Raw genomic sequence first — 22,203 nt, forward strand, 5'->3', positions numbered from 1 at the left:
GACGGCTATGCTTAGGACAATTGCGATGACGATCCTTGTTTTCGTCTGTCTGCTGACCACCAGTCACGCCCAGCTAAAACCCACAATTGCTGACCGCTATTATCAGTTGATTGAAGCGCCTGCATCGCCCGACAAGTGGGATGCGTGGCGGCTGGCCGTACGGAACTGGCGGGACTCGACGTTGACGCTGCTGAATTACCAAGGCGAAAACTACCACAAAAGCGACTATAAATGGGCGTCCAGTGCCTATTCCACCCTTTTTTTGATGGCCAATGATAAACATCTCTACGACAAAAACGGGAAGTATGACGTAAAGAAATGCCTGCGCAACTACGAGGAAAACTACGGCGGGGTCGATGTGGTGGTGTTATGGCCGACCTATCCGCAATTAGGCTTCGACAATCGGACCCAGTATTCATTTTACCGGAATCTGCCGGGCGGGGTAGCCGGGCTGAAACAACTGTGTAATGAACTGCATCAACTGGGCAAAAAGCTGATGATCGCCTATAATCCTTGGGACAACGTTGGCCGAAATCAGGGGAAAACGGATGAGGATGAACTGCTGGATATGCTCAAAGAAACGGGCGCGGATGGGGTGTATTTAGATACGATTTCGAATATTGATGGCTTCTTTCAAAATATGCAGCGCTCCAATCCAGGTGCGATTTTTCAATCCGAAATTCCGATAAATCCGCAGGCGTTAAATCAGGTGCATCAGTCGTGGCTGGAGGTGGGTTGGAATGAAAAAAACAAACACCTGGAATTTGGTGAGGTGCCCGCTCTTGTTCGCAACCGGTGGTTGGAGCAGCGGCACATGATTTACCGGTTGTCGCGCTTTAGTCACGAACAATCAACCCTGATTCAGAATGCCTGGATCAATGGCTGTGGCGTCGTGATTTGGGAAAATGTATTCGGCACCATCAACGAGCTGACTCCCCGCGACCGGTCGTTAATGAGCGCGATGTTGCCGGTTCTACGACGCTATTCGGCCTTCTTTACGGAAGGAGACTGGTATCCACTGCTCCCCATGAAACTCAACCGGGTGTACGCGAGTCAGTGGCAGTTGGGCACTCAAAAACTATGGACGATCATCAATCGGCAGGAGCAATTGGCTACGGGCCGACTGGCGGAAGTTGACCCAGTGAAAGGCCAGAAATACTTCGATTTGATTGCCGGCACCGAAGTAAAAACAAGACTCGAAAACGGGAAACTGGGTTTATATGCCGAATTAAAACCCAAAGCAATCGGCTGCATTTTGTCGATTCCCGAGCGCGAGTTAACCCCCGATTTTTACCTGTTTCTAAAAAAACAAGCCGCCATTGCCCAAAAAGCGGATTTTTCTACTTCGTTTACACTGCCCGAAAATCGCCTGAAACCCGTCGTTCTCACAAAAGCATACCCGACGAGTAGCCTGCCCCAAGGCATGATCACCATTCCCGTTCCTCCCGATTCGGCCAGGATGACATTCAGTTTCCGGCAACGCGAATGCGGTTTTTACCCCCTCGGCGGTTTTGTTGATTATTCGTATAGTCAAAACCGGAATGAGCTAACGGCGGGGCCGGTGAACGCTAAATTAAAGCCCTTCGCGATGGACCAGACGCTGGTGACCAACGCGCAATTCGCGCAATTCCTGACAGCAAGCGGCTACAAACCCAGCCAGCCTGACAACTTTTTGAAACACTGGGTCAATAACGCACCACCCGGTGGGCAGGAAAATCATCCGGTTGTCTGGATAACCCTCAACGACGCCCGCGCCTATGCTAACTGGGCCGGTAAACGATTGCCCACCGAAGCAGAATGGCAATGGGCGGCTCAGAACGGCAATGCCGAAACCCAATATCCGTGGGGAAATAGGTATGATTCTACGGTGGTAAATACCGGTCAATACGCGGGAACGACCCCCGTTACCAACTTTGAAAAAGGCAGAACGCAACACGGGCTGTACGACATGAGCGGCAACGTATGGCAACTAACTGAAAGTGAGCGGACGGACGGGTATAATGACTACTGCATTTTACGGGGCGGAGGCTGGTACGTCAATCGGGCCTCGGAATGGTATGCCGATGGGGGTGCTCAAAAAACGAGTTTTGGGGCTAAATACCTACTGACCTCGCCCGGCCTGGACCGATGCGCCACGGTTGGTTTCCGGTGCGTGGTGGATACGAAATAATAGGCAGAGAACTATGAAAAATAGCCTGTATATCGTCCTGGCCTTTCTTTTCGTGAAAGGCTATGCCCAGTCAGTAACGCCCCATCCGGTACCGGACGAGTTTGCTTCGGACTACTACGTAGTGACTGTAAATGGGCGGCCGGTGCCGGTGTTCCATGCGGGCCTGAATGTCTATTTCGCCAGCTTCGATTTCACCGGCCAAGCCAACGTAACGGTATCACCCAAGGTCGATAACGATAAATATGCCGGACAGACGTCCAATAAAGAAGCCGTAAAGCCTGATGAAAAAGGATACTGGCGCGGTGAAGTCAGCATACGGCCGTTGTCCAAAAATGTTAAGCCGCAGCTAACGGGGTCAGCCGTTAAGTTCTCGCTGGCCGAAGCAGGACAGTATTCGGTAGAACGTGCGGGTACGGGTACCGCGACGGCGGACCGCTTCAAGGACGACGTGCTGTTGCTATTTGCTAACCGCCCCGATACCAACGTACCCAGCTTAACGGCCAAAAACGTCATTCATCTGAAACCGGGCATTCATTACCGGAACATTAACCTGACGAGTGGCCAAACGCTGTACCTGGATGCTGGCTCAGTGCTGTTTGGCGGCATTAATGTCTGGGATGCCAAAAACGTCAGCATTCTGGGCCGGGGAACGGTATTGTATTACGGTCCGCAGTCGGAAGGCCACGACGATGGCTGGAAGAACCAGAAAAACTGGCATCCGCTCACAACGCATAATGTACAGGGCCTGACCGTCCGGGGCGTTACGTTCGTGGGGCGGAGCCGTACCTGGTCGCTGCAAACGCACACGACCTTCGACGCCGTTTTCGATAATATCAAAATCCTGGCTGTCAACCCGCAGAACATCAACGGCGACGGCATCGACTGGTACGGCGGTGGACGGGCCAAAGTCCTCAACAGCTTCATTCGCTCGATGGACGATTGTTTTGCGTTTTTTACGCCCGGCAGTAGCCAGGATATGTGGGCGACTACCCGCAGCACAGCGGGCGAAGTGAAAGACATTTACATCGATAACTGCGTGTTGTGGAGTACGCTGGCGAATGTATTCCGGATTGGTTTCAACGGACAGGCGCTGACAACCAACAACATCACGATGCGCAATACGGATGTCATCCACATGAGTAAAGGCGAGTGGTACGCGCCCTGGTCGCTGTTTTGCATGGTCAGTCCGAACGGGAAAGGGCAGGCAAAACACAGCAATTATGTGTTTGAGAATATCCAGTTTGAAGAACCCGTCGCCTTGTTTGGCCTGCAAAATCCCGAAACGCAGTTTCAGAACATATGCTTGAAAGACATTACCATGCTGGGTGAGCCAGTGCCTTCGGTTATTAAAAACACCATCCGTGGGATAACCTTCGAGAACGTGATGCTGAACGGAAAGCGGGTTGTAGCCGAAGCCGATATTCCGCTGCGGTCGGGCAGTAAGCGGGTAGAGAATGCAACCTTCGGGCCAATAAAATAACCCCTTACCGATACGTGATGAAATGGGCAAGCCCTGATCGGATTTCTGCTTTACTCACGTGGATTAGGATCTGACTGGCTTAACAAAAAGTGATCATACAACGGGTTAAACCGCGATAAACCTTTATAACAATGTCTTTATCTTTTCAAACCCGCCGGGATTTTCTGCAACAGGCAGGTCTGCTGAGCGCTTCGATGCTGGCATCCCACATAGGGTTGGCCACGGGTCAGAAAACCAGTCCGGTTATTCTGCTGCGCTCGGGCTGGCAAATAGAGAACATTGGCGATGTAGCGCATACGCCGGGTTTCCTGGCCCTGATGCAAACATATCTGCCCGGCGCACGAGCCATTTTCTGGCCCCACTATGCCGTGCTCCCCCGGGAGGAAATCGACATGCTTATGCTCCGTTTTCCGGGTTTGCAGATTGTACGCGGGAAGATCGTCAACGGTAAACCCGACAGCCCTGAGTTAGAAAAAGCATTTGCCGAAGCCGATCTGTTTGTCCATAATTCCGGTCCGGCCACGATTGGCTGGGCTGAAGCTGAAGCGTTCAAAACACGAACCGGTAAGCCTTTCGGCGTTTTTGGCGTTACCTACGGACTGTATGGCAAACAGGAACGGACCACCCTGCCCAAAGCCGATTTTATCTATTTCCGGGATTCGGTATCCCTGGCTTTGGCTAAACAAGACGGCATAACCGCGCCAATCATGGAATTTGGCCCGGATGCGGCCTTCGGCACGGATGTGGTTAATCGAGAAGCGGCCACTCGCTATCTGAAAGCCAATAACCTGCAGCCGGGAAAATTTGTGGTGTGCATTCCCAAACAGCGCCACACCCCTGCCTGGCTCCACAAAGCCAAAAACCGGCCTGTGGATACCGACCGACAGGCTCGCAACGAAGCGATGAAAGAACACGACCATGCACCAATGCGGGAGGCCATCACCGCCATTGTCCGACAAACGGATTGCAGGGTGCTGATTGGTCATGAGGACGAAACGGAATTGCCCATCGGTAAGGAATGGTTGCTCGACAAGTTGCCCGACGACGTTAGAAAGGGCGTTGTCTGGCGCAGCGAACCCTGGCTGCTGGAGGAAGCGCTGGGGATTTACCGTCAGTCGGCGGGGTATTTCGGCCACGAGCAGCACACGCCAATCATGTGTATTGGAAACGGTATTCCCGCCATTCTGGGCCGCTGGGAAGAACAAAGCAGCAAAGGGATTATGTGGAATGACATAGGCTTGTCTAACTGGTTATTCGACTTTGACCGGGAGGAGGATATCAAGCGGTACGTACCTACGGTGCTGGATATGGTCAAAAAACCGCTGGAGGCCAAAAAGTACGCCCGGCAGGCTCAGGAGTTGGTCCGGCGCAGCCATCGGCAGGGTTTTCAGGCCATTGAAAATACCCTGAGAAAGGCTCAAAAACAGGGGTAGGCAGGGGCGGAGGCCGTGCCTGATAGGTTCAATTGGTGCTTACCCCTCCTGAAAATACCCAGCGGCAGATCAGAGAATATACCGAACTGGACAGAGATAAAATGAGGCAGTACTGCCTGAACTGTCCGGACCGAATCAAAAAGCTTTACTAACCCCTCTATGAAAGCAGACACGCTAAACCGTCGAACGTTTTTGAAGTTCGGTGGCCTGAGCACGGCGGCTACGCTGGCACCGATGCCGTTCGCCATTGCCGGACCATCACGGAATGGACCCCTGAACCGCACGGTTCCGGGAGCCGCTGTCCAGTCTGTCAACCGGTCGGAGGTAGTGGCCAAAGCCATTCCCACAGCAACCGGCGAGATATTCCCGGACCAGATGGGTATCACCAGTGTGCACGAGCACATTCCTATGCCAGCCGATCCGGCACAACGCGAAAAAAGCATGGCCTTTGCGATCAGTGAGTTAAAGAAAGCTAAAGCCGTGGGCCTGCAAACGATCATTGATGTTGGCCCCACCGACGACGTGGCCGGTATTCGGGAAGCGTCGCTGGCCACCGGCGTGAACGTCGTTTGTTGCACAGGCTCGTATATTCTCAGGGATGAGCAACAGTCCATGACGGTGGCTGATTTTGAAAACCGAATGCGCCGGGATGTTGAGGACGGGCTTCAGGGAACGCAGATTCGTCCGGGGGTGATTAAGGTGGCTACCCGTCGACTGCCGATTACCCCGGCGGAGAAAAACTTATTGATTGCCGCTGCCCGCGTCCAGAAACGCTATAACCTGACCATCTGCACCCATGCCGTGAGCGGCTGTGCCGAACAGCAGCAGATTTTGGATGAAGCCGGTGCCGACCTGCGCCATTGCTACTTCTCGCACGTTGAAGCCACGTTTGGCTGGAGCGGCCGGACGGTGGAGCAGGAAATTGATTATTTGCAGGGCGTGGTCGACAAGGGGAGTAGCCTTAGTTTCAATAATTTCGGCAACTGGAACCACACCAAACCTGGTGATCTGGCCCGCATTATCCTGGAACTCACCAAACGCGGCTCCGACGACCGGATGGTGGCGACTATCGACCTGACGTGGACGGTTGAAAACGGAAACATAAAAATACTGTGGGGCGACACCAACGAGGACGGCAACGACCGCACCTATTCCTATCCGCTCCGCAAGGTTGTGCCCTGGATGAAAGAACAGGGACTACCCAAAGCCACCATCGACAAATTCATGATCGACAACCCCCGGCGGCTCTTTACGTGGTCATAAAGCTTAAAAATCAGATTTGTATGAAGCGCACCCTTTTTCTTGTTGCCCTACTGTTTACAATCAGCAAGCTGGTCATTGCCCAGACGTGGCACGTTTCCGGCACGGGCAACGACGCTAACGACGGTAAAACACCCCAAACTGCCTTTCGCAGTCTGCAAAAAGCGGCCGATTTAGTCCAGCCCGGCGATGTGGTGATGGTTGGCAACGGTACCTACACCAACGCTGACAAATCGAACGGCAGTGCCGTGTTAAACATTACCCGCTCCGGCAAAGCCGATGCCTGGATTACGTGGAAAGCCCGGCCCGGACACCGGCCCGACGTGCGGCCTGTTGGGTGGTGCGGCATTCAGGTGTCGGGGTCGTATCACGTGTTAGATGGCCTGACCGTTACGGGCAGCAACGATTCAATTGTGCTGCTCAAAGCCCAGGAGGATGCTAAAAACCCAAAGCCTGATCCATATTACAACACCAATGGCATCTTCTTTAACGGACGCGGCAAGCAGCCGGACGAAAAACCCCATCACCTCGTCATTCGCAACTGCATGGTTGGCAAGTGCCCCGGTGGCGGTATCGTCGGTATCGAAATGGATTACCTCACCATTGAGGATTGCCGGATTTATGAGAACGCCTGGTTCATGCGCTACGGTGGGTCGGGCATCACGACGCTCAACAACTGGGCGCACGACGATGCACCCGGCTACCACATCATCATCCAGCGCAATTTTGTCTGGAACAACAAGACGCTGGTCCCCTGGGAGAGAATCGGCAAACTAAGCGATGGCAACGGTATTCTGCTCGACGTGACCGACCAGAATCCGGTTCAGGGCGCTACCAACCCCAACGCCGATGCGGTCATTAAACCCACTGGCACTCAGTTGGCTACTCCGGCTTCGGTAACGGCGCTCCCAACGCCCGAAAAACCGAAGCGCCCCGAATGGAAAGGCCGCGCCCTGATTGCCAACAACGTCAGTGCGTTCAATGGCGGCTCCGGTATCCACACCTTCCGCACGAGCCACGTTGACATTATCAACAACACCACCTACCACAATGGGGGCATCGTGGGGTATCAGGAGTTGTTTCCCAACCGCTCCGACGATGTGGTCATCCTGAACAACGTTATCGTTCCCCGCCCCGGCGGCAAGGTGACCTCCAACAACCGGAACACCAACATCCGCTGGGACTATAACCTGTACCCAGCGGCTCAGGATGTCTTCGTCGGATCGAATGACATCGTGGCCGACCCCCAACTTGTCGACGTTCAAACTGACATCATGAGGGGGAATTTCCGGCTGGCCAAAGGAAGTCGTGGCTCCAATTCAGGTAGCTCTGATCTGCCGCTGCCAACCGACATTCTTGGCAAGGCGCGTCCGAAGGGTATAGGCCGGGACCGGGGCGCTTTTGAACAGTAATAAGTTTGTAGTCAGGTGACCGGACCGGTAAATGCGATCCCGCCGGTCCGGTCACCTGACTACAAACCCACAAACTACAACGCATAGTAGCAACAGTTCGATAACCATAAACGACATGTCTGACCAAACCAATCGCCGTGAGTTTCTGCGCACGGCTTCCGTTGCGGGCACCAGCCTGCTGCTTTCTCCGTCGCTGTCGGCAGGGGGATTGTTTACTGGGGCACCCAACGACAAAGTCGTGCTGGGGATCATGGGTACCAACAGCCGGGGCGCATTCCTGGCCAAAACCTTCGCCAAACTGCCTAACGTCGAAGTGGGATACATCTGCGACGTGGACCAGACCGTGCTGGCTAAAACCATAGCCGAAGTCGAAAAGCTGACGGGCAAACGACCGCAGGGCATCAGCGACATCCGCAAACTGCTCGAAAAGAAAGATTTCGACGCGCTGGCCATTGCCGCCCCCGACCACTGGCACGCGCCCGCCACCATCATGGGCTGCCAGGCGGGGAAGCACGTGTACGTTGAGAAGCCCTGCTCCCACAATCCGCACGAGGGTGAAATGGCCGTGGAAGCCGCCCGCAAGTACAACCGATTAGTGCAGATGGGCAGTCAGCGTCGGTCCTTCAGCAACGTCAACGACCTGGTGGGGCAGCTCCGGGCAGGCGCGATTGGCCGGGTGTATTTTGCGCGGGGCTGGTATACCAACTGGCGGAAAGCCATTGGCAAGGGCAAGGAAATAGCACCACCGGCCACGCTCAACTACGACCTCTGGCAAGGTCCGGCTCCCCGCCGACCTTACCGCGACAACTTGGTGCATTACAACTGGCACTGGTTCTGGAACTGGGGCACGGGCGAAGCGCTCAACAACGGCACCCACGAGATCGACGTGATGCGCTGGGGACTGGGCGTCGATTACCCCACCAAAGTTGTTTCGTCGGGCGGGCGGTTTGCGTTTCAGGACGATTGGGAAACGCCCGACACCCAGACCATCACGGCTAATTTTGGCAACAACACGGCTCTGACCTGGGAGGGTCGGAGTTGCAACGGCTACGACTCGGAAGGCAGCGGCCGGGGCGTGATCTTTTACGGCGAGAAAGGGACCCTGGTGTATCCCGGCGCAAACAGCTACAGCATCTACGACCAGAAAAACAAGCTGGTTAAGGAAGTGAAGGATGACACGCCCTACGACGCGACCAATACCGTCAGCCCGCTCGAAAAATTGGATGCGACGCACCTGCAAAATTTTGTCAGTTCAATACGGGGGGAGAGCAAACTGACGGGCGAGATTTTGAACGGCCACAAGTCGACGTTAATTGCGCAGTTGGGCAACATTGCCTACCGAACGGGCCGGACGCTGAACTGCAACCCCGAGAACGGCCACATCCTGAACGACAAAGAAGCAATGCAACTGTGGGGCCGGGAGTACGATAAAAGCTGGAACGTGCGGGTGTAGGGTAACGATAGACCGAAAAAATATGAAAAACAAGCTGTTCATTTTTCTGGTTCTGCTGAGTTTGGGTAAAGCCGAGGCCCAGGAACTGGTGTTTCCACAAGCCCCCGGTATGGTGTCGTACACCTACCGCAACAGCTTTAAAAACAACGTAGCGGCCACGCTCGACACGATCAAGGCGCTGGGCATCACCGACATGGAGTTCTCGAACCTGTTCGGCCAAACAGCTACCGAACTCCGCAAACTCCTCGATGAACGCGGTATGAAATGCTCTTCCTTCGGGGTGGGTTATCCCGATCTGCAAACCAAACTGGGGGAGGTAGGCCAGAACGCCAAAACGCTTGGGGCACAGTTCGTCCGCGTCGCCTGGATCCCCCACAAAGGTTCGTTCACGCCCGAACTGGCCAAGCAGACCGTGGCTGATTTCAATCAGTTCGGCAAACAGTTACGCGACGACTTCGGCCTCACGTTCTGCTATCACAATCATGGTTTCGAGTTTGAAAAATACGAGAACGGCACCCTCTTCGACTATATCGTGCAGAACACTGATCCGCAGTACGTCAGCTTCGAGATGGACATTTTGTGGACGGTTTTTCCGGGGCAGGACCCGGTGGCGCTGCTGGATAAATACGGCAAGCGGTTCAAATTAATGCACCTGAAAGACCTGCGCAAGGGCATCGTCGGTAACTTGTCGGGCGGGACGCCGGTGGAGAACGACGTGGCCCTCGGTACGGGGCAAATCAACCTGCCCGCTGTCCTGAAAGCCGCCAAAAGAGCGGGCGTTCAGCATTATTACATTGAAGACGAAAGCCCAAGCATTGCCACGCAGGTGCCGCAGAGCATCGCTTATCTGAAAAACCTGAAAAACTAACGGCGGGCAACCGCTGGTTGGTGTTGGCTGCTGCACACGAGCCTCAGTGAATAGGTCCAGTCTGTTTCCTGCAATACCCCAATAATAGCTATCAAAAGCCGGGGTATTATCAGGAAACGGGCTGGACTCATTCGTTTGGGTATTTGCCGTGAAGGCTTCCCTGATTTGTTAACGAATGATACAATCCATTTGAAAACCAATTTATAATATGATTATTTTGTGAGTATATTTACCGATCCCGCGTTAAACGCCGTATGACTGATAAACTCACCGCTGCCGAGCATAGTCACCTCTGGAATACGTTCCGTAGCGGGAGCCGGGACGCGTTCTCGCAGCTTTACGAGTTGTTTGCAGCTGATCTGTACCGGTACGGGTATAACTTAGTCCGTAACCGGCAGGTGGTTGAAGATTGTCTGCACGAACTGTTTCTGCACCTCCACGAAAGCCGGGAACGCTTAGGACCCACCGACAACATCCGGTTTTATTTGTACCGCGCCCTGCGCCGACGGCTGCTAGACACTGTTGGCCGCCTGAACAAACTCGATTCGGATGACTACATTTTCAATAGCGCCGAGTTTCTGATTCAGCCGTATGAAGACCAGTTAGTGGAGGAGCAGTTAATTGACCAACAAAAGCAAGTGCTCATTGCCGAATTGAACAAGCTCCCCAAGCGGCAAAAAGAAATCCTGTATCTGGTGTATATGAAAGGCCTTACCTACCAGCAGGCGGCCGAGGTGATGGATATAACGATGAAGAGTGTTTACAATACCATCAACGTTGCCTTAACGACGTTGCGAACCCACGTGCGGGGTGCCTTCCAGCAACGGGGCGCGTTGTGGAGCCTTGCGGGTGCCGTTCTCGCTTACTTCACGAAGATTTAGTTGTCAGAAAGCCGGGAAAAACGAACAGTACGCTGTTTAACAAGTACCACTATGATGCCAACCCAATGCACTATCCCGCTTTTACCGTAGAGGACTTTTGTAAGGACCCGGATTTTATTCGCTGGGTGACCGCGCCCACCGACGAATCGAATCGGTTCTGGCGGTCGTTTTTGGTCAATTATCCGCACAAGGTGGTTGATGTTCAGACGGCTACTGTCTACGTTAAAACCATTCATTTCGCCGAAATTGATCCCTCCCCGCACGATCTTGCCCGGCTCAAACAGCGGATCTGGCAGGGCATCGACCAGCCCGTGCGGGTCTGGAACCCGGAGCTGCAACGCCAGAACGGGCCAGTTCGGGAAATTCAGTGGTATCAGCGGCCGTATTGGGCTGCGGCTGCCGTCGTGTTGCTGGTGGCGTCGGTGGGCCTTGGCTGGTGGGTGTATCAAACACGGGCTGACCTGACGTATGAGACGGCATACGGGAAAATTCAGGAAATTCGGTTGGCCGACGGATCGGTGGTGACGCTCAATGCCAATTCGTCGCTGACAGTGTCTGATAATCTGGGCGATGCTCCGATCCGGGAGGTGTGGCTCGACGGGGAAGCTTATTTCGACATTGCCAAACGCACGGGGGCGAAATTCATTGTTCACACGGACGAAGCCAACGTGGAGGTGCTGGGTACCGAATTCAACGTGAACACCCGACGCCAGCAAACCAACGTTGTGCTGCACGAGGGCAAGGTGCAGTTAAGCACGGGTAGTCAATCGACGGTGATGAAACCGGGTGATATGGCAATTGTGACGCCCAAAAGTCGGTCTATTCAGTTGAAACGGGTGCAGCCCGATGTCTACGATACCTGGAAGGCGTCGTACATCATCCTGGATAACAAAAGCCTGCCCGAAATTATCAATGTGCTGGAAGACACGTTCGGCATCACTATCAAGCTGGAGGACGCCGGGCTGGCCAATAAGAAACTGACGGGTAAACTGCGCACCGAAGTCGCCGAAGACTGCCTGGAAAATTTAGCGATCATCGTTGAGGCCGACGTTACCAAAGCCGGTGACACGTACCTGTTCAGGTAGGGACGCAGTCTATTCCCAACCAGAAAATAGTCATAGTAAAAACGGGAAAAGCGATACCCGTGCCCGTTTGACTACCAACTACAGCATTACCAGGTACATGATTCCGTTTTGACTATGAAAAGACATATCCTCTTTTTCTGTGGAGTAATAGTGCTATTAGGGTTGAGCGGGCTTCATGAATCGTTCGCTCAACTGGCGTTCAGGTCTAACTCGCCGAAATCGACCAGCGCCAACACGCAGGAGGGCGTTAATAGTCTCTCAACCCTGCTCAAGAAGTTAGAGTCGATTCACAAAGTCAGCTTCGTTTATCAGAAGGAACTACTGGAGAACAAGACCTTCTCCGGGTCGGTGAACGAGAACGATAAACTGGAAGCAATTCTGGAGCGGGTACTCACGCCGGTAAACCTGCGGTTTAAAAAACTCAAAGGGGGTGGCTACACCATATTGCCCCGGAGAAGTGCGAAAGATGAGACTACAGAGACGCTGCTGCTCACCCCGCCCGTCAATCAGTACGCTGAGCAGAGCGCAGTAAACGAGTCGATTCCCGCCACTCTCCTCGCCAGGGCCGGTCTTCAACTGAGTCCGGCCAGCAAGCCCGCCGATGTTGTGGTGAAGGGGAAGGTGACCGACAGCGAAAAGGGAGAGCCGATCCCGGGGGCCAGCATCGTGCTGAAAGGCGCGAACAAAGGAGCCAACACGGATGCCAGCGGAACCTATTCCATTGCCGTGCCGGACCGGACTGCGGTGCTCGTTTTTAGCTTTGTTGGCTTTGAAAGTCAGGAAGTTACGGTTGGCAGTCAGACCCAAGTGAACGTGGTGCTGAAACCCGATATGAAGGAACTCAACGAAGTCGTTGTGGTGGGTTTCGGGACGCAGAAGAAAGCCACCGTAACGGGGGCCATCGCGTCTATCACCACCAAAGATTTGCTCCAGTCGCCGGTGGCCAACATCAGCAACTCGCTGGCGGGGCGGATGCCGGGGCTTTTTGCCGTGCAGGGCAGTGGTGAGCCGGGTAACGATGCTTCGACGCTGCGCATCCGGGGGGTGAGCACGTTTTCGGGAGCCGCCGACCCGCTCATTCTGGTTAATGGCGTGGAGGTGAGCAACTACAACAACATCGACCCCAACGAAATTGAGAACCTGACTATCCTGAAAGATGCCTCGGCGACGGCTATTTATGGCATCCGGGGTGCCAACGGGGTGCTGCTGATCACGACCAAGCGGGGCAAAGTGGGCAAACCACAACTCAGTTACACGGCAAACGTAGCCGTGACGAGCTTTACGTCTCTGCGCAAAGGCATGAACAGTTACAACTGGGCCAAGTCGCTCAACGAGGCCCTCCGCAACGATTCGTACATTACCGGAGCCACTTACGTCCCCCGGTTTTCGGACGCTGACCTGGCCCTCTACCAAAACGGGCAGGACCCCGTTCTCCACCCCAACACGGACTGGTACGCCCTCACCCTGAAACCACAGGCGCTGCAAACCCAGCACAACCTGAGTATCAACGGGGGCACCGAAAAGGTCCGCTACTTCGTGTCGGCGGGTTTTTTTAGCCAGGGCGGTTTATTTAACCACACGGATCTGATCAAAGATTTTGATGCCAACCGGAAATACAAGCGCTACAACTTCCGGTCAAACTTCGACTTCGACATCACCAAACGGCTGAAAGCATCCATCGACCTGTCGTCGCAGACCGAAAACCTGAGCGGGTCTAACAACTCGACCGTCCGAATCATTGAATGGATCGGTGCCGCCAATCCGCTGACGTCGCCGGGTTTTGTGGGCGACAAAATTGTGAACCTGATCGGGGTCGGAACCGCCACTAATCCAATTGCCAACCTCTTTAGCGAAGGCTACAAACGGGAGTTTAAAAACTTCCTGCAAGGCTCCGTTCGTTTAGATTATACGCTCGATTTTATCACCGAGGGCTTATCCATGCATGGTCTGGTCAATTACCAGAATAATAATACCGAGACGCTGGTAAATCGGCGGCCGCTGTTGACGTATAACGCTGTCCGTTTGCCCGACAATACAATTAATTACATTCCTCAGAACGTCGATCAACCTTTTGGATTCGAACAGAGAATTGGTAAAAACCGGCGTACCTACGCCGAGTTTGGCGTCGATTACAAACGGGCTTTCGGGGATCATTACGTGACGGGCTTAGTCAACTACAACCAAACTAAACGGTTCGACCCCGAGCTGCCGTTTCTGGTGCCCAACGGCTATCAGGGCGTGGTGGGCCGGGCGACCTACGGCTACAAAGGCCGTTATTTAGCCGAATTCACCTTCGGCTACAATGGCACGGAGAATTTCGCCGAAGGCAAACGATTTGGCTTCTTCCCGGCCTACTCGCTGGGCTGGGTGGCGTCGGACGAGCCGTTCTTTCCCAAAAACAACGTGCTCACGTACCTGAAAATTCGGGGGTCCTACGGCGAAGTGGGTAACGACCGGCTCACTGCGCTGATCACCAGTGACCGCTTTTTGTACCGTCCTTCGGCCTACACATTGATTCCCCCAACGCCAGCAGTCCCCGGCTATGTTTTCGGCGAGGTGGGCAGCACCGCCACGAGCTACACGCGCGCTGTTGAAGGCAAATTGGGCAACCCGGACGTGACCTGGGAACGGGCGATCAAGCAGAACGTCGGCGTCGAATTCTCGCTCTGGAAAGGTAAAATTGGTGTCACGGCGGACGTGTTCAGCGAAAAGCGCGACAACATTCTGGCGAACTTAGGTACGGTTCCCGTGACGGTGGGGGCCACGCTGCCCGCTTACAACCTGGGACGGATGCGCAACCGGGGTTTCGACGGCGACGTTACCTACAACGACCGGGTGGGTGCGTTTAACTTTTTCGTGAAAGCAAACTTTACCTTTGCCCGCAATAAAGTAGAATTTCAAGACGAGACCGTACGGCCCTTTACCTACCAATACCGCACGGGACAACGGTTCGGTCAGTCTTTTGGCTTAGTGGCCGACGGCTTGTATAACACCTGGGAAGAGGTGAACGATGCCAACAGGCCCGTGTCGAACTGGAACTCCAACAAAATTCAGCCCGGCGATATTCGCTACAAAGACATCAACGGCGACGGCCTCATCAATGACGACGATCAGGTACCCATTGGCTATTCGAACTTCCCCGAAAAAATCTTCGGCGTTTCTCTGGGCGGCAATTTCAGGGGCTTTGACTTTTCGGTGTTGTTTCAGGGCGTAGACAACGTATCCATCGCCTACGGCCGGACGCAGAACCGGGGCCTCTTTGAAAACCGGGGGGCGGTCGATTACCTGATCAATAGCTGGTCGGCCGAGCGTTACGAGAAGGGGCTGCCCATCGACTTTCCGCGCTTCTCCGAGAACACGAACTACACCCATAACTACCAGTCGTCTACGTACTTCACCCGCGATGCCAGCTACGTGCGGCTGAAGAACGTCGAGATCGGCTACAACCTCCCGAAGCCATTTCTGGGCAGGCTGGGGCTGAGTTCGACCCGGCTGTACGTCAACGCCAACAACCTCTACACCTGGAGTTCGGTCTATCCGGGCGTCGACCCCGAGCTTTCGCCGGGCCTTGTCAACGAAGAACCGTACCCGCTCACCCGCACCGTCAACGTCGGGCTTAACCTTAGATTTTAAATCACCATGAAACCCGTATTCAAAGCTATTTTTTGTGGTGTCCTGTGCGTTGTAGTGTCGTCCTGCGAGACGAAGCTGAGTGAATTTTTAGATAAAGCACCGGGGGTCGATGTTAACGAAAACACGATCTTCTCGTCGCGGACTCAGTTGGAGACGTTCGTTACGAGTGCGTACCGGATTGGTATTCACTCAATTTTTACCTACAACGATGCCGCGCTGATTCCAACGTCCCGCACCTTCACCATCAACGCCGGAGCTACCGACGAGGCTGAAGCCGATGGACTGGCGGAGTTTTTTCACACCAACAACTGGAATTCGGCGAACATCACGTCGGCCGGAACGCTGGTGGCACAGGAGGATTACCGGTACTTTATTCGCTGGACGGCCATCCGGTATTGCAACATTATTCTGGAGCGAGTCAACGAGGTGCCGGGCTTAGACGAGAGTTACAAGAATCAGGTAACCGGGGAGGCCAAGTTCATCCGCGCCCTGAATTATTCCGAAATGCTCAAACGCTACGGCGGGGTTCCCATCGTTGACAAGCGATTAGACGCCACCGAGGCTCCCAACGTGAAGCGAAGCACGGTGGAGGAGGTAGTCAACTTCATTATCAAAGACTGCGACGAAGCCGTCGCCCTGTTGCCCGCTGCCTACCCGTCTAACTTCCGGGGCCGGGCCACGAAAACGGTGGCGCAACTGCTGAAAGCGCGGACGCTGTTGTATGCTGCGAGTCCATTGTTCAACACGGCCACGCCGTATTTGTCTCTGGGTAACGACAACAAACTGATCTGCTACGGCAGTCAGGACAACAGCCGCTGGCAGCTTGCGGCCGATGCCGCCAAAGCCGCCCTCGATCTGGCCCCGGCGGGCGGGTTCACGCTGGTGACCGATAAAGGCGCGGACAAGAACTACAAATTCGTGTGGGAGCAGGGCGACAATGCGGAGATCGTGCTGGCCGAAAAAGTGTACAGTGCCCGCGCCCGCACTCAGTTTCCCTGGGTCGGCATGCAGCCCAATAATATAATCAACTCCTGGGGCGGGGTTTCGGTGATCCATAACTTCGTGCGCCGGTACGAAAAGAAAGATGGTACGCCCCAAACCTGGAGCCCGACGGGCGGCACTGATCTGGTGAAAAAGTACAGTGAATTAGACCCCCGTTTTGCCCAGACGGTTGGTTATAACGGCTCGTTCTGGAACCGGGACTTCCCGGTGCTGGAAACGTTTCAGGGCGGGCGCAACGTGGGTGGTTGTAAAGGGGGCGCGTGGATGAAAAAACTGATTCCCGATCAGCTCTCAACGACCTCATCCGCCACGCCCAATGCCATTGTGTTCCGTCTGGCCGAGGCTTACCTCAACTACGCCGAGGCTCTGAACGAAGCCCAGGGGCCGGTACTGGCCGCCCACGATGCCATCAACACGATTCGGCAGCGGTCGGGGATGCCCAAACTGCCCGCCACGCTCACCAAAGAGCAGTTTCGGGAGCGGGTGCGCAACGAACGGGCCATCGAACTGGCCTTTGAAGAGCACCGGCTTTGGGACATTCGGCGCTGGCTAATTGCTGAAGAGGAGGGCGTCATGAAGGGGGCGATGTACGGGCTGCTTATCAACAAAATTACGGGCAGCACCGAGTTTCGCTACGAACCGTACGTGATCGAAAACCGGACGTTTAATTCCAGGATGTACCTGCACCCCTTCCAAAATACGGAGGTGTACAAAGGCTACCTCGTGCAGAATCCGGGTTACTAACCTATTCTCTTTCCATTCTATGAACCTCAAAAACTACCATACCATATCGTTGATGGTGCTGCTGGGCACTGGGTTATCCCTGACTGTCTGGGGGCAGGAGGCCACCCCGGACTCGTCGACGAAAGTTACGTCCCCAAGCCGGCAGCCGTACCTGAACCGACCCATTGCCTACGGCGTGCAGCCCGCCTGGAAAGTGACGGGTGCGCTGTCCACCGTTGGGGGCGGTGACCTCCAGAAAAACTTCACGACCAACTTGGCCAATACGCTGTTCGGGCGGATACCGGGTCTGACGGTTGGGCAGAACGGCGGGGAGCCGGGCAACGATTCGCCCTCGCTCGTGGGTCGGGGTGTGGGCACGTTCGGGCCGGGGCGCAACCTGCTGGTGATGGTCGATGGGTTCGAGAGTCCGTTTGAGCAACTGTCGCCCGACGAAATTGAGTCTATTTCACTGCTGAAAGATGCGTCGGCGACGGCCATTTACGGTCTGCGGGGTGCCAACGGGGTGCTGTTGGTGACCACTAAGCGGGGCAGCGATGGGCCGTTAGTCGTCAATTTCAGTACGCAGCAGGGCTTCCACACGGCCTCGCGGCTGCCCCAGTTCCTGAATTCCTACGATTACGCCCGGCTGTATAACGAAGGCCTGAAAAACGACGGCCGGGCACCGCTCTACACCGATGCCGATCTGGAAGCCTACCGCACGGGCAGCGACCCGTTCCTGCACCCAAACGTGAACTGGTACGACGAGGTGCTGAAAAAAACGGCCCCGATTTCAAACTACAATCTGAACTTCCGGGGGGGCAACAGCACCGTTCGGTATTTCGTGCTGCTGAACGCCATTCGGAGCAATGGCCTGTACAAAAATGCGGGCGACATGGCCGAGGAAAGCATCAACTCCCGGTATTCTCGGTTCAACTTCCGCTCGAACATCGACATCAACCTGACCAAGCGGATGTCGGCTTCGCTGACGTTGGGTGGCTCAGTGGAGGACAAAACCAATCCGGCGGGCAACACCACGGGGGGTATCTTCAACGCGCTGGCCTCCCTGCCCCCGAACGCCTTTCCGGTGTACAACGCCGATGGCAGTTTTGGCGGAACCAGCGCCCTGACAAATCCCCTCGCCAACCTGCTTCAGACGGGTTCCTATACGTCCAATGGCCGGACGCTCCAGTCGACGCTGAAACTAACCGAGCAATTGGACATGCTGGCTCCCGGACTGAGTATTTCGGCCGCTGTGTCGTTCAATAATTTCTTCCGAAGTTTTTCCAACAAAACCAAGCAGTACGAGCGGTTTGCCGCGACCCGAAACCCCGCTGGCGAAACCATCTACACCCGATTCGGCCAGAACACCTCATTAGTGGGCAACGAAGCCGAGTCGGATCAGTACCGGAACGTCGTTTTCCAGGGCTTCCTGAACTACGACCGAACGTTCGGCAAACACGGCGTCTCGGCGGTGCTGCTGTACAACCAGGACAGCTACACGAACACCGATAACTCAACCACCGCCGTCAGAAGCCTGCCCTACAAGCACGTGGGCGTTGGCGGACGCGTCACGTATTCAAACGCCAGCAAATACATCGGTGAGTTCTCGTTCGGTTACATGGGGTCGGAAGCGTTTCCCAAGAGCCGCCGTTACGGGTTTTTTCCGGCGGCTTCGGTCGGCTGGATCGTATCCAACGAAGCATTTCTCAAGGAAAACAGCACCGTTACGTATCTGAAGCTGCGCGGTTCGTATGGACTGGCCGGTAATGATCAGGTCGACACCACCTCGCGGTTTATATTCCAGCAACGCTATCCGTACACGGCGGCTTATTATCTGGGCACCGCCAATACGCAGGTGTTTGGCTTAGCCGAGGGCGCAGCTGCGAGCACGAACCTGAGCTGGGAGAAAGAGAAAAAACTAAACGTCGGCGTGGAGTTGACGCTGGCGAAGCGGCTGGACCTGAGCGTCGACGTATTTTACCACAACCGGTACGACATCCTGGCCGCTCCCAACCGCACGGTTCCGCAGTACATTGGCGTAGCGCTGCCGCTGCTCAACCAGGGAAAAGTCACCAACCGGGGATTTGAAGCCACGGTCCGGTACAGCAGCCGGTCAACCACGGATGCGCCTGCCGACCAGTTTCAGTATTCGGTGGAGACAAGCGGCTGGTACGCCCAAAACAGAATTGTTTACAACGCCGAAGCCATCCGGCTCTTCGACTACCAGTACGGAACGGGCCGCCCCATTGGTCAGCCGTTTGGCCTGGAGGCCGTTGGTCTGTTCCGGGATCAGGCCGACATCACGGCCAGCCCCCGGCAACTATTTGCTCCCGTGCAGCCGGGCGACGTCAAGTACAAAGACCAGAATGGCGACGGCGTAATCGACCAGAACGACAACGCCCCGATTGGGAATACGTCGGTGCCCACGCTGACCCTCACGCTCCACCCCCGATTCCAATACAGGGGGTTCGATCTGGAATTTCTGTTCCAGGGCGTTACCGGACGAACGGCGTACTTTAACGGCAATCAGTTCTACGCTTTTCAGAACAACGGAACCGCCGGGCTGACTGCTCTGGACCGCTGGACCACCGAAACGGCCGCGTCGGCAACGTATCCCCGCCTGTCGGCTTCCAACAACCTGAACAACTACCGATATTCGTCGTTCTGGCAGCGCGATGGTAGCTTTATCAAGTTGCGCAGTCTCGAACTGGGCTATTCGCTGTCGGGTCAACTCGTTGGCAAGGTCGGGTTGGCCAATGCCCGGCTATTTATCAACGGCACGAACCTGTTCTCACTCGACCGGCTCAAGGGCTATGTAGACCCCGAAGTAACGAGTGGCTACCCGCCCCTGCGCACCGTTAGCGTGGGCGTTCGAGTTCAACTTTAATCAAACACCCCCAACCCCCTAAAGGGGCTTAGATTGAGAATGGTCAAGCGAAGCCCCCTTTAGGGGGTTGGGGGTAAAAAATAAACAACATGAAACGCATCACATTTATATTTTGCGCGGCTGTCGTTGTCTGGCTGACGGGTTGTGAAGACCTCGAACGCGAACTCGTCACCGACCTCACTCAGCAACAGGTCACTAAATCCTACGACTATACCCTGAACCGGATTACGTCGATATATACCGACATTCCGGGGGGATACGGGCAAATTGACGGGGCTATGACCGCGTCAACCACCGACGAAGCGGAGCATACGCTGGAAACGTCGGCGGTGCAGCGACTGAATAACGGCTCGTGGAATGCGGTTGACAATCCCGATAATCAGTGGGTCAACTTTTACCGGGGAATTCGCAAGGCAAACCAGTTTCTGGCCTCCTCCGACAGCGTAAATTTAGACCAGTACAAACTCGACCCGACGCCCTCGGCTCAAACCGTTTACCAAACCCGCTTGGCCGAAATTAAGCGGTGGAAATACGAAGCTCGTTTTCTGAGGGCGTATTTCTACTTCGAGTTAATGAAGCGCTACGGGGGCGTACCCATCGTTTCCCAGATCTATTCGGTCAACGACGATTTTAGTGGCGTCAAACGCAATACGCTCGCCGAATGCGTTCAGTATATCACCGCCGAATGTGACTCGGCGGCTAAAAATTTGCCGCTTACCTACTTAGCTACGGATTTGGGCCGGGCGACGCGGGGCGCGGCCTTGGCCCTCAAAAGCCGGGCGTTGCTCTACGCGGCCAGCGATTTGTTCAATAACCCCGCGTGGGCAACTGGCTACGCCAATCCCGAACTGATTTCACTGACCGGCGACCGGCAGGCCCGCTGGAAAGCAGCAGCCGATGCCGCCAAAGCCGTAATTGACCTAACGGGCACGGGCTATGCGCTGAGTACTAACTACCGAAACCTGTTCATTACCAATAGCTATACCCTGCCGGAGATTATTTTTTCCCGGCGGAATTCGGCTTCCAACGACTTCGAGAAGGCGAACTACCCCATCGGCTACGACCTCGGTAACAGCGGCACCACACCGTCGCAGAACTTAGTCGATGCCCACGAACTGACCAGCGGTGCCAAGTTCGACTGGGCCAATCCGGCCCACGCGGCCGCCCCGTACGCCAACCGCGACCCCCGTTTAGGGCTGAACATCATCCTGAATAACACCGCCTACAAAGGCCGCAACGTGGAGAGCTTTCCGGGCGGACGCGATGGTCGGGGTATTACCAACGCGACCAAGACGGGTTATTATCTGAAAAAATACGTCAACGAAAGTATAAACCTGCTCACCAACGGCACCAGCGTGAAATCGTGGAACCTGTTCCGGCTGGCCGAGATCTACCTGAACTACGCCGAAGCCCTCAACGAAGCCACGCCCGGCGCTGCCGACATCAAAACGTACGTCGACCGTGTACGGACCCGAACGGGCGTGGCCATGCCGGTGCTGCCCGCAGGCCTGTCGCAGGCCGAGATGCGCGAACGGATCCGGAACGAACGCCGGGTGGAACTGGCGTTTGAAGATCACCGGGGCTGGGACGTGCGCCGGTGGCTACAGGGGCCGCAGTACTTAGGCGCCCCGCTGATGGGTGTCGACATTACCCGAAATGCGGACGGGACGTTTGCTTACAAGCCGACTGTGGTCGAAACCCGCGTTTTTGAACCTAAGATGTACCTGTATCCCATTCCGCAGGGCGAGCTGAATGCCTCAAAAGGGCTGATTCAGAATCCGGGCTGGTAAACTACGCGAGTGCCTGTCCCGCCTTCATTCTCTTAATTCCACAACCGTATACCGCATGGCCTCCTTTATCACTACCACCAAACTTGCGCTGATCGGCACCGGGTTTTGCCTGTTGCTGGGTTCCTG

General features: G+C 55.1%; 13 protein-coding genes. All 13 read left to right on the top strand.

The genetic code is table 11. The features are described from left to right. The first annotated feature begins 7 nt into the window (after positions 1–7). Complete coding sequence (locus tag ACYVHB_RS22280; RefSeq protein WP_461054009.1) at positions 8–2,170, top strand: formylglycine-generating enzyme family protein; 2,163 nt, start codon at positions 8–10, stop codon at positions 2,168–2,170. Between the two features lie 13 nt (positions 2,171–2,183). After that, positions 2,184–3,650 carry a glycoside hydrolase family protein gene (locus ACYVHB_RS22285; RefSeq protein WP_461054010.1) on the top strand — a complete coding sequence of 489 codons (1,467 nt, stop codon included), beginning with the start codon at positions 2,184–2,186 and terminating at the stop codon, positions 3,648–3,650. 131 nt (positions 3,651–3,781) lie between these two features. Then, positions 3,782–5,083, top strand: a complete 1,302-nt coding sequence (locus ACYVHB_RS22290; protein WP_461054011.1) for a polysaccharide pyruvyl transferase family protein — start codon at positions 3,782–3,784, stop codon at positions 5,081–5,083. Positions 5,084–5,242: 159 nt separating this feature from the next. Next, positions 5,243–6,346, top strand: coding sequence for a phosphotriesterase family protein (locus ACYVHB_RS22295; RefSeq protein ID WP_461054012.1), 1,104 nt, complete (start codon positions 5,243–5,245; stop codon positions 6,344–6,346). 20 nt (positions 6,347–6,366) lie between these two features. Beyond that, the gene (locus ACYVHB_RS22300) at positions 6,367–7,755 is read left to right on the top strand and encodes a right-handed parallel beta-helix repeat-containing protein (RefSeq protein WP_461054013.1); all 1,389 of its coding nucleotides are present in this window, start codon (positions 6,367–6,369) and stop codon (positions 7,753–7,755) included. 115 nt (positions 7,756–7,870) lie between these two features. Further along, on the top strand, positions 7,871–9,208 hold the full coding sequence (locus ACYVHB_RS22305) for a Gfo/Idh/MocA family protein (RefSeq protein ID WP_461054014.1): 1,338 nt from the start codon (positions 7,871–7,873) through the stop codon (positions 9,206–9,208). A gap of 22 nt (positions 9,209–9,230) precedes the next feature. Then, positions 9,231–10,076 (top strand): sugar phosphate isomerase/epimerase family protein, encoded by an 846-nt coding sequence (locus ACYVHB_RS22310; protein WP_461054015.1) that lies wholly within the window; start codon positions 9,231–9,233, stop codon positions 10,074–10,076. Between the two features lie 254 nt (positions 10,077–10,330). Next, a complete protein-coding gene (locus ACYVHB_RS22315) occupies positions 10,331–10,957 on the top strand; it encodes an RNA polymerase sigma factor (RefSeq protein ID WP_461054016.1) in 627 nt (208 codons plus the stop codon). A 65-nt stretch (positions 10,958–11,022) separates the two neighbouring features. Further along, entirely contained in the window at positions 11,023–12,042 is a 1,020-nt protein-coding gene (locus ACYVHB_RS22320; protein WP_461054017.1) for a FecR family protein, read from the top strand. Between the two features lie 114 nt (positions 12,043–12,156). Further along, positions 12,157–15,675: a SusC/RagA family TonB-linked outer membrane protein gene (locus tag ACYVHB_RS22325; RefSeq protein ID WP_461054018.1), complete on the top strand. Its 3,519-nt coding sequence runs from the start codon at positions 12,157–12,159 to the stop codon at positions 15,673–15,675. Between the two features lie 6 nt (positions 15,676–15,681). Then, complete coding sequence (locus ACYVHB_RS22330) at positions 15,682–17,421, top strand: RagB/SusD family nutrient uptake outer membrane protein (protein WP_461054019.1); 1,740 nt, start codon at positions 15,682–15,684, stop codon at positions 17,419–17,421. A gap of 19 nt (positions 17,422–17,440) precedes the next feature. Then, positions 17,441–20,287, top strand: a complete 2,847-nt coding sequence (locus ACYVHB_RS22335) for a SusC/RagA family TonB-linked outer membrane protein (RefSeq protein WP_461054020.1) — start codon at positions 17,441–17,443, stop codon at positions 20,285–20,287. Between the two features lie 89 nt (positions 20,288–20,376). Continuing rightward, positions 20,377–22,077, top strand: a complete 1,701-nt coding sequence (locus ACYVHB_RS22340) for a RagB/SusD family nutrient uptake outer membrane protein (RefSeq protein ID WP_461054021.1) — start codon at positions 20,377–20,379, stop codon at positions 22,075–22,077. Positions 22,078–22,203 lie beyond the last annotated feature (126 nt).

The organism is Spirosoma arcticum, from assembly GCF_054779955.1.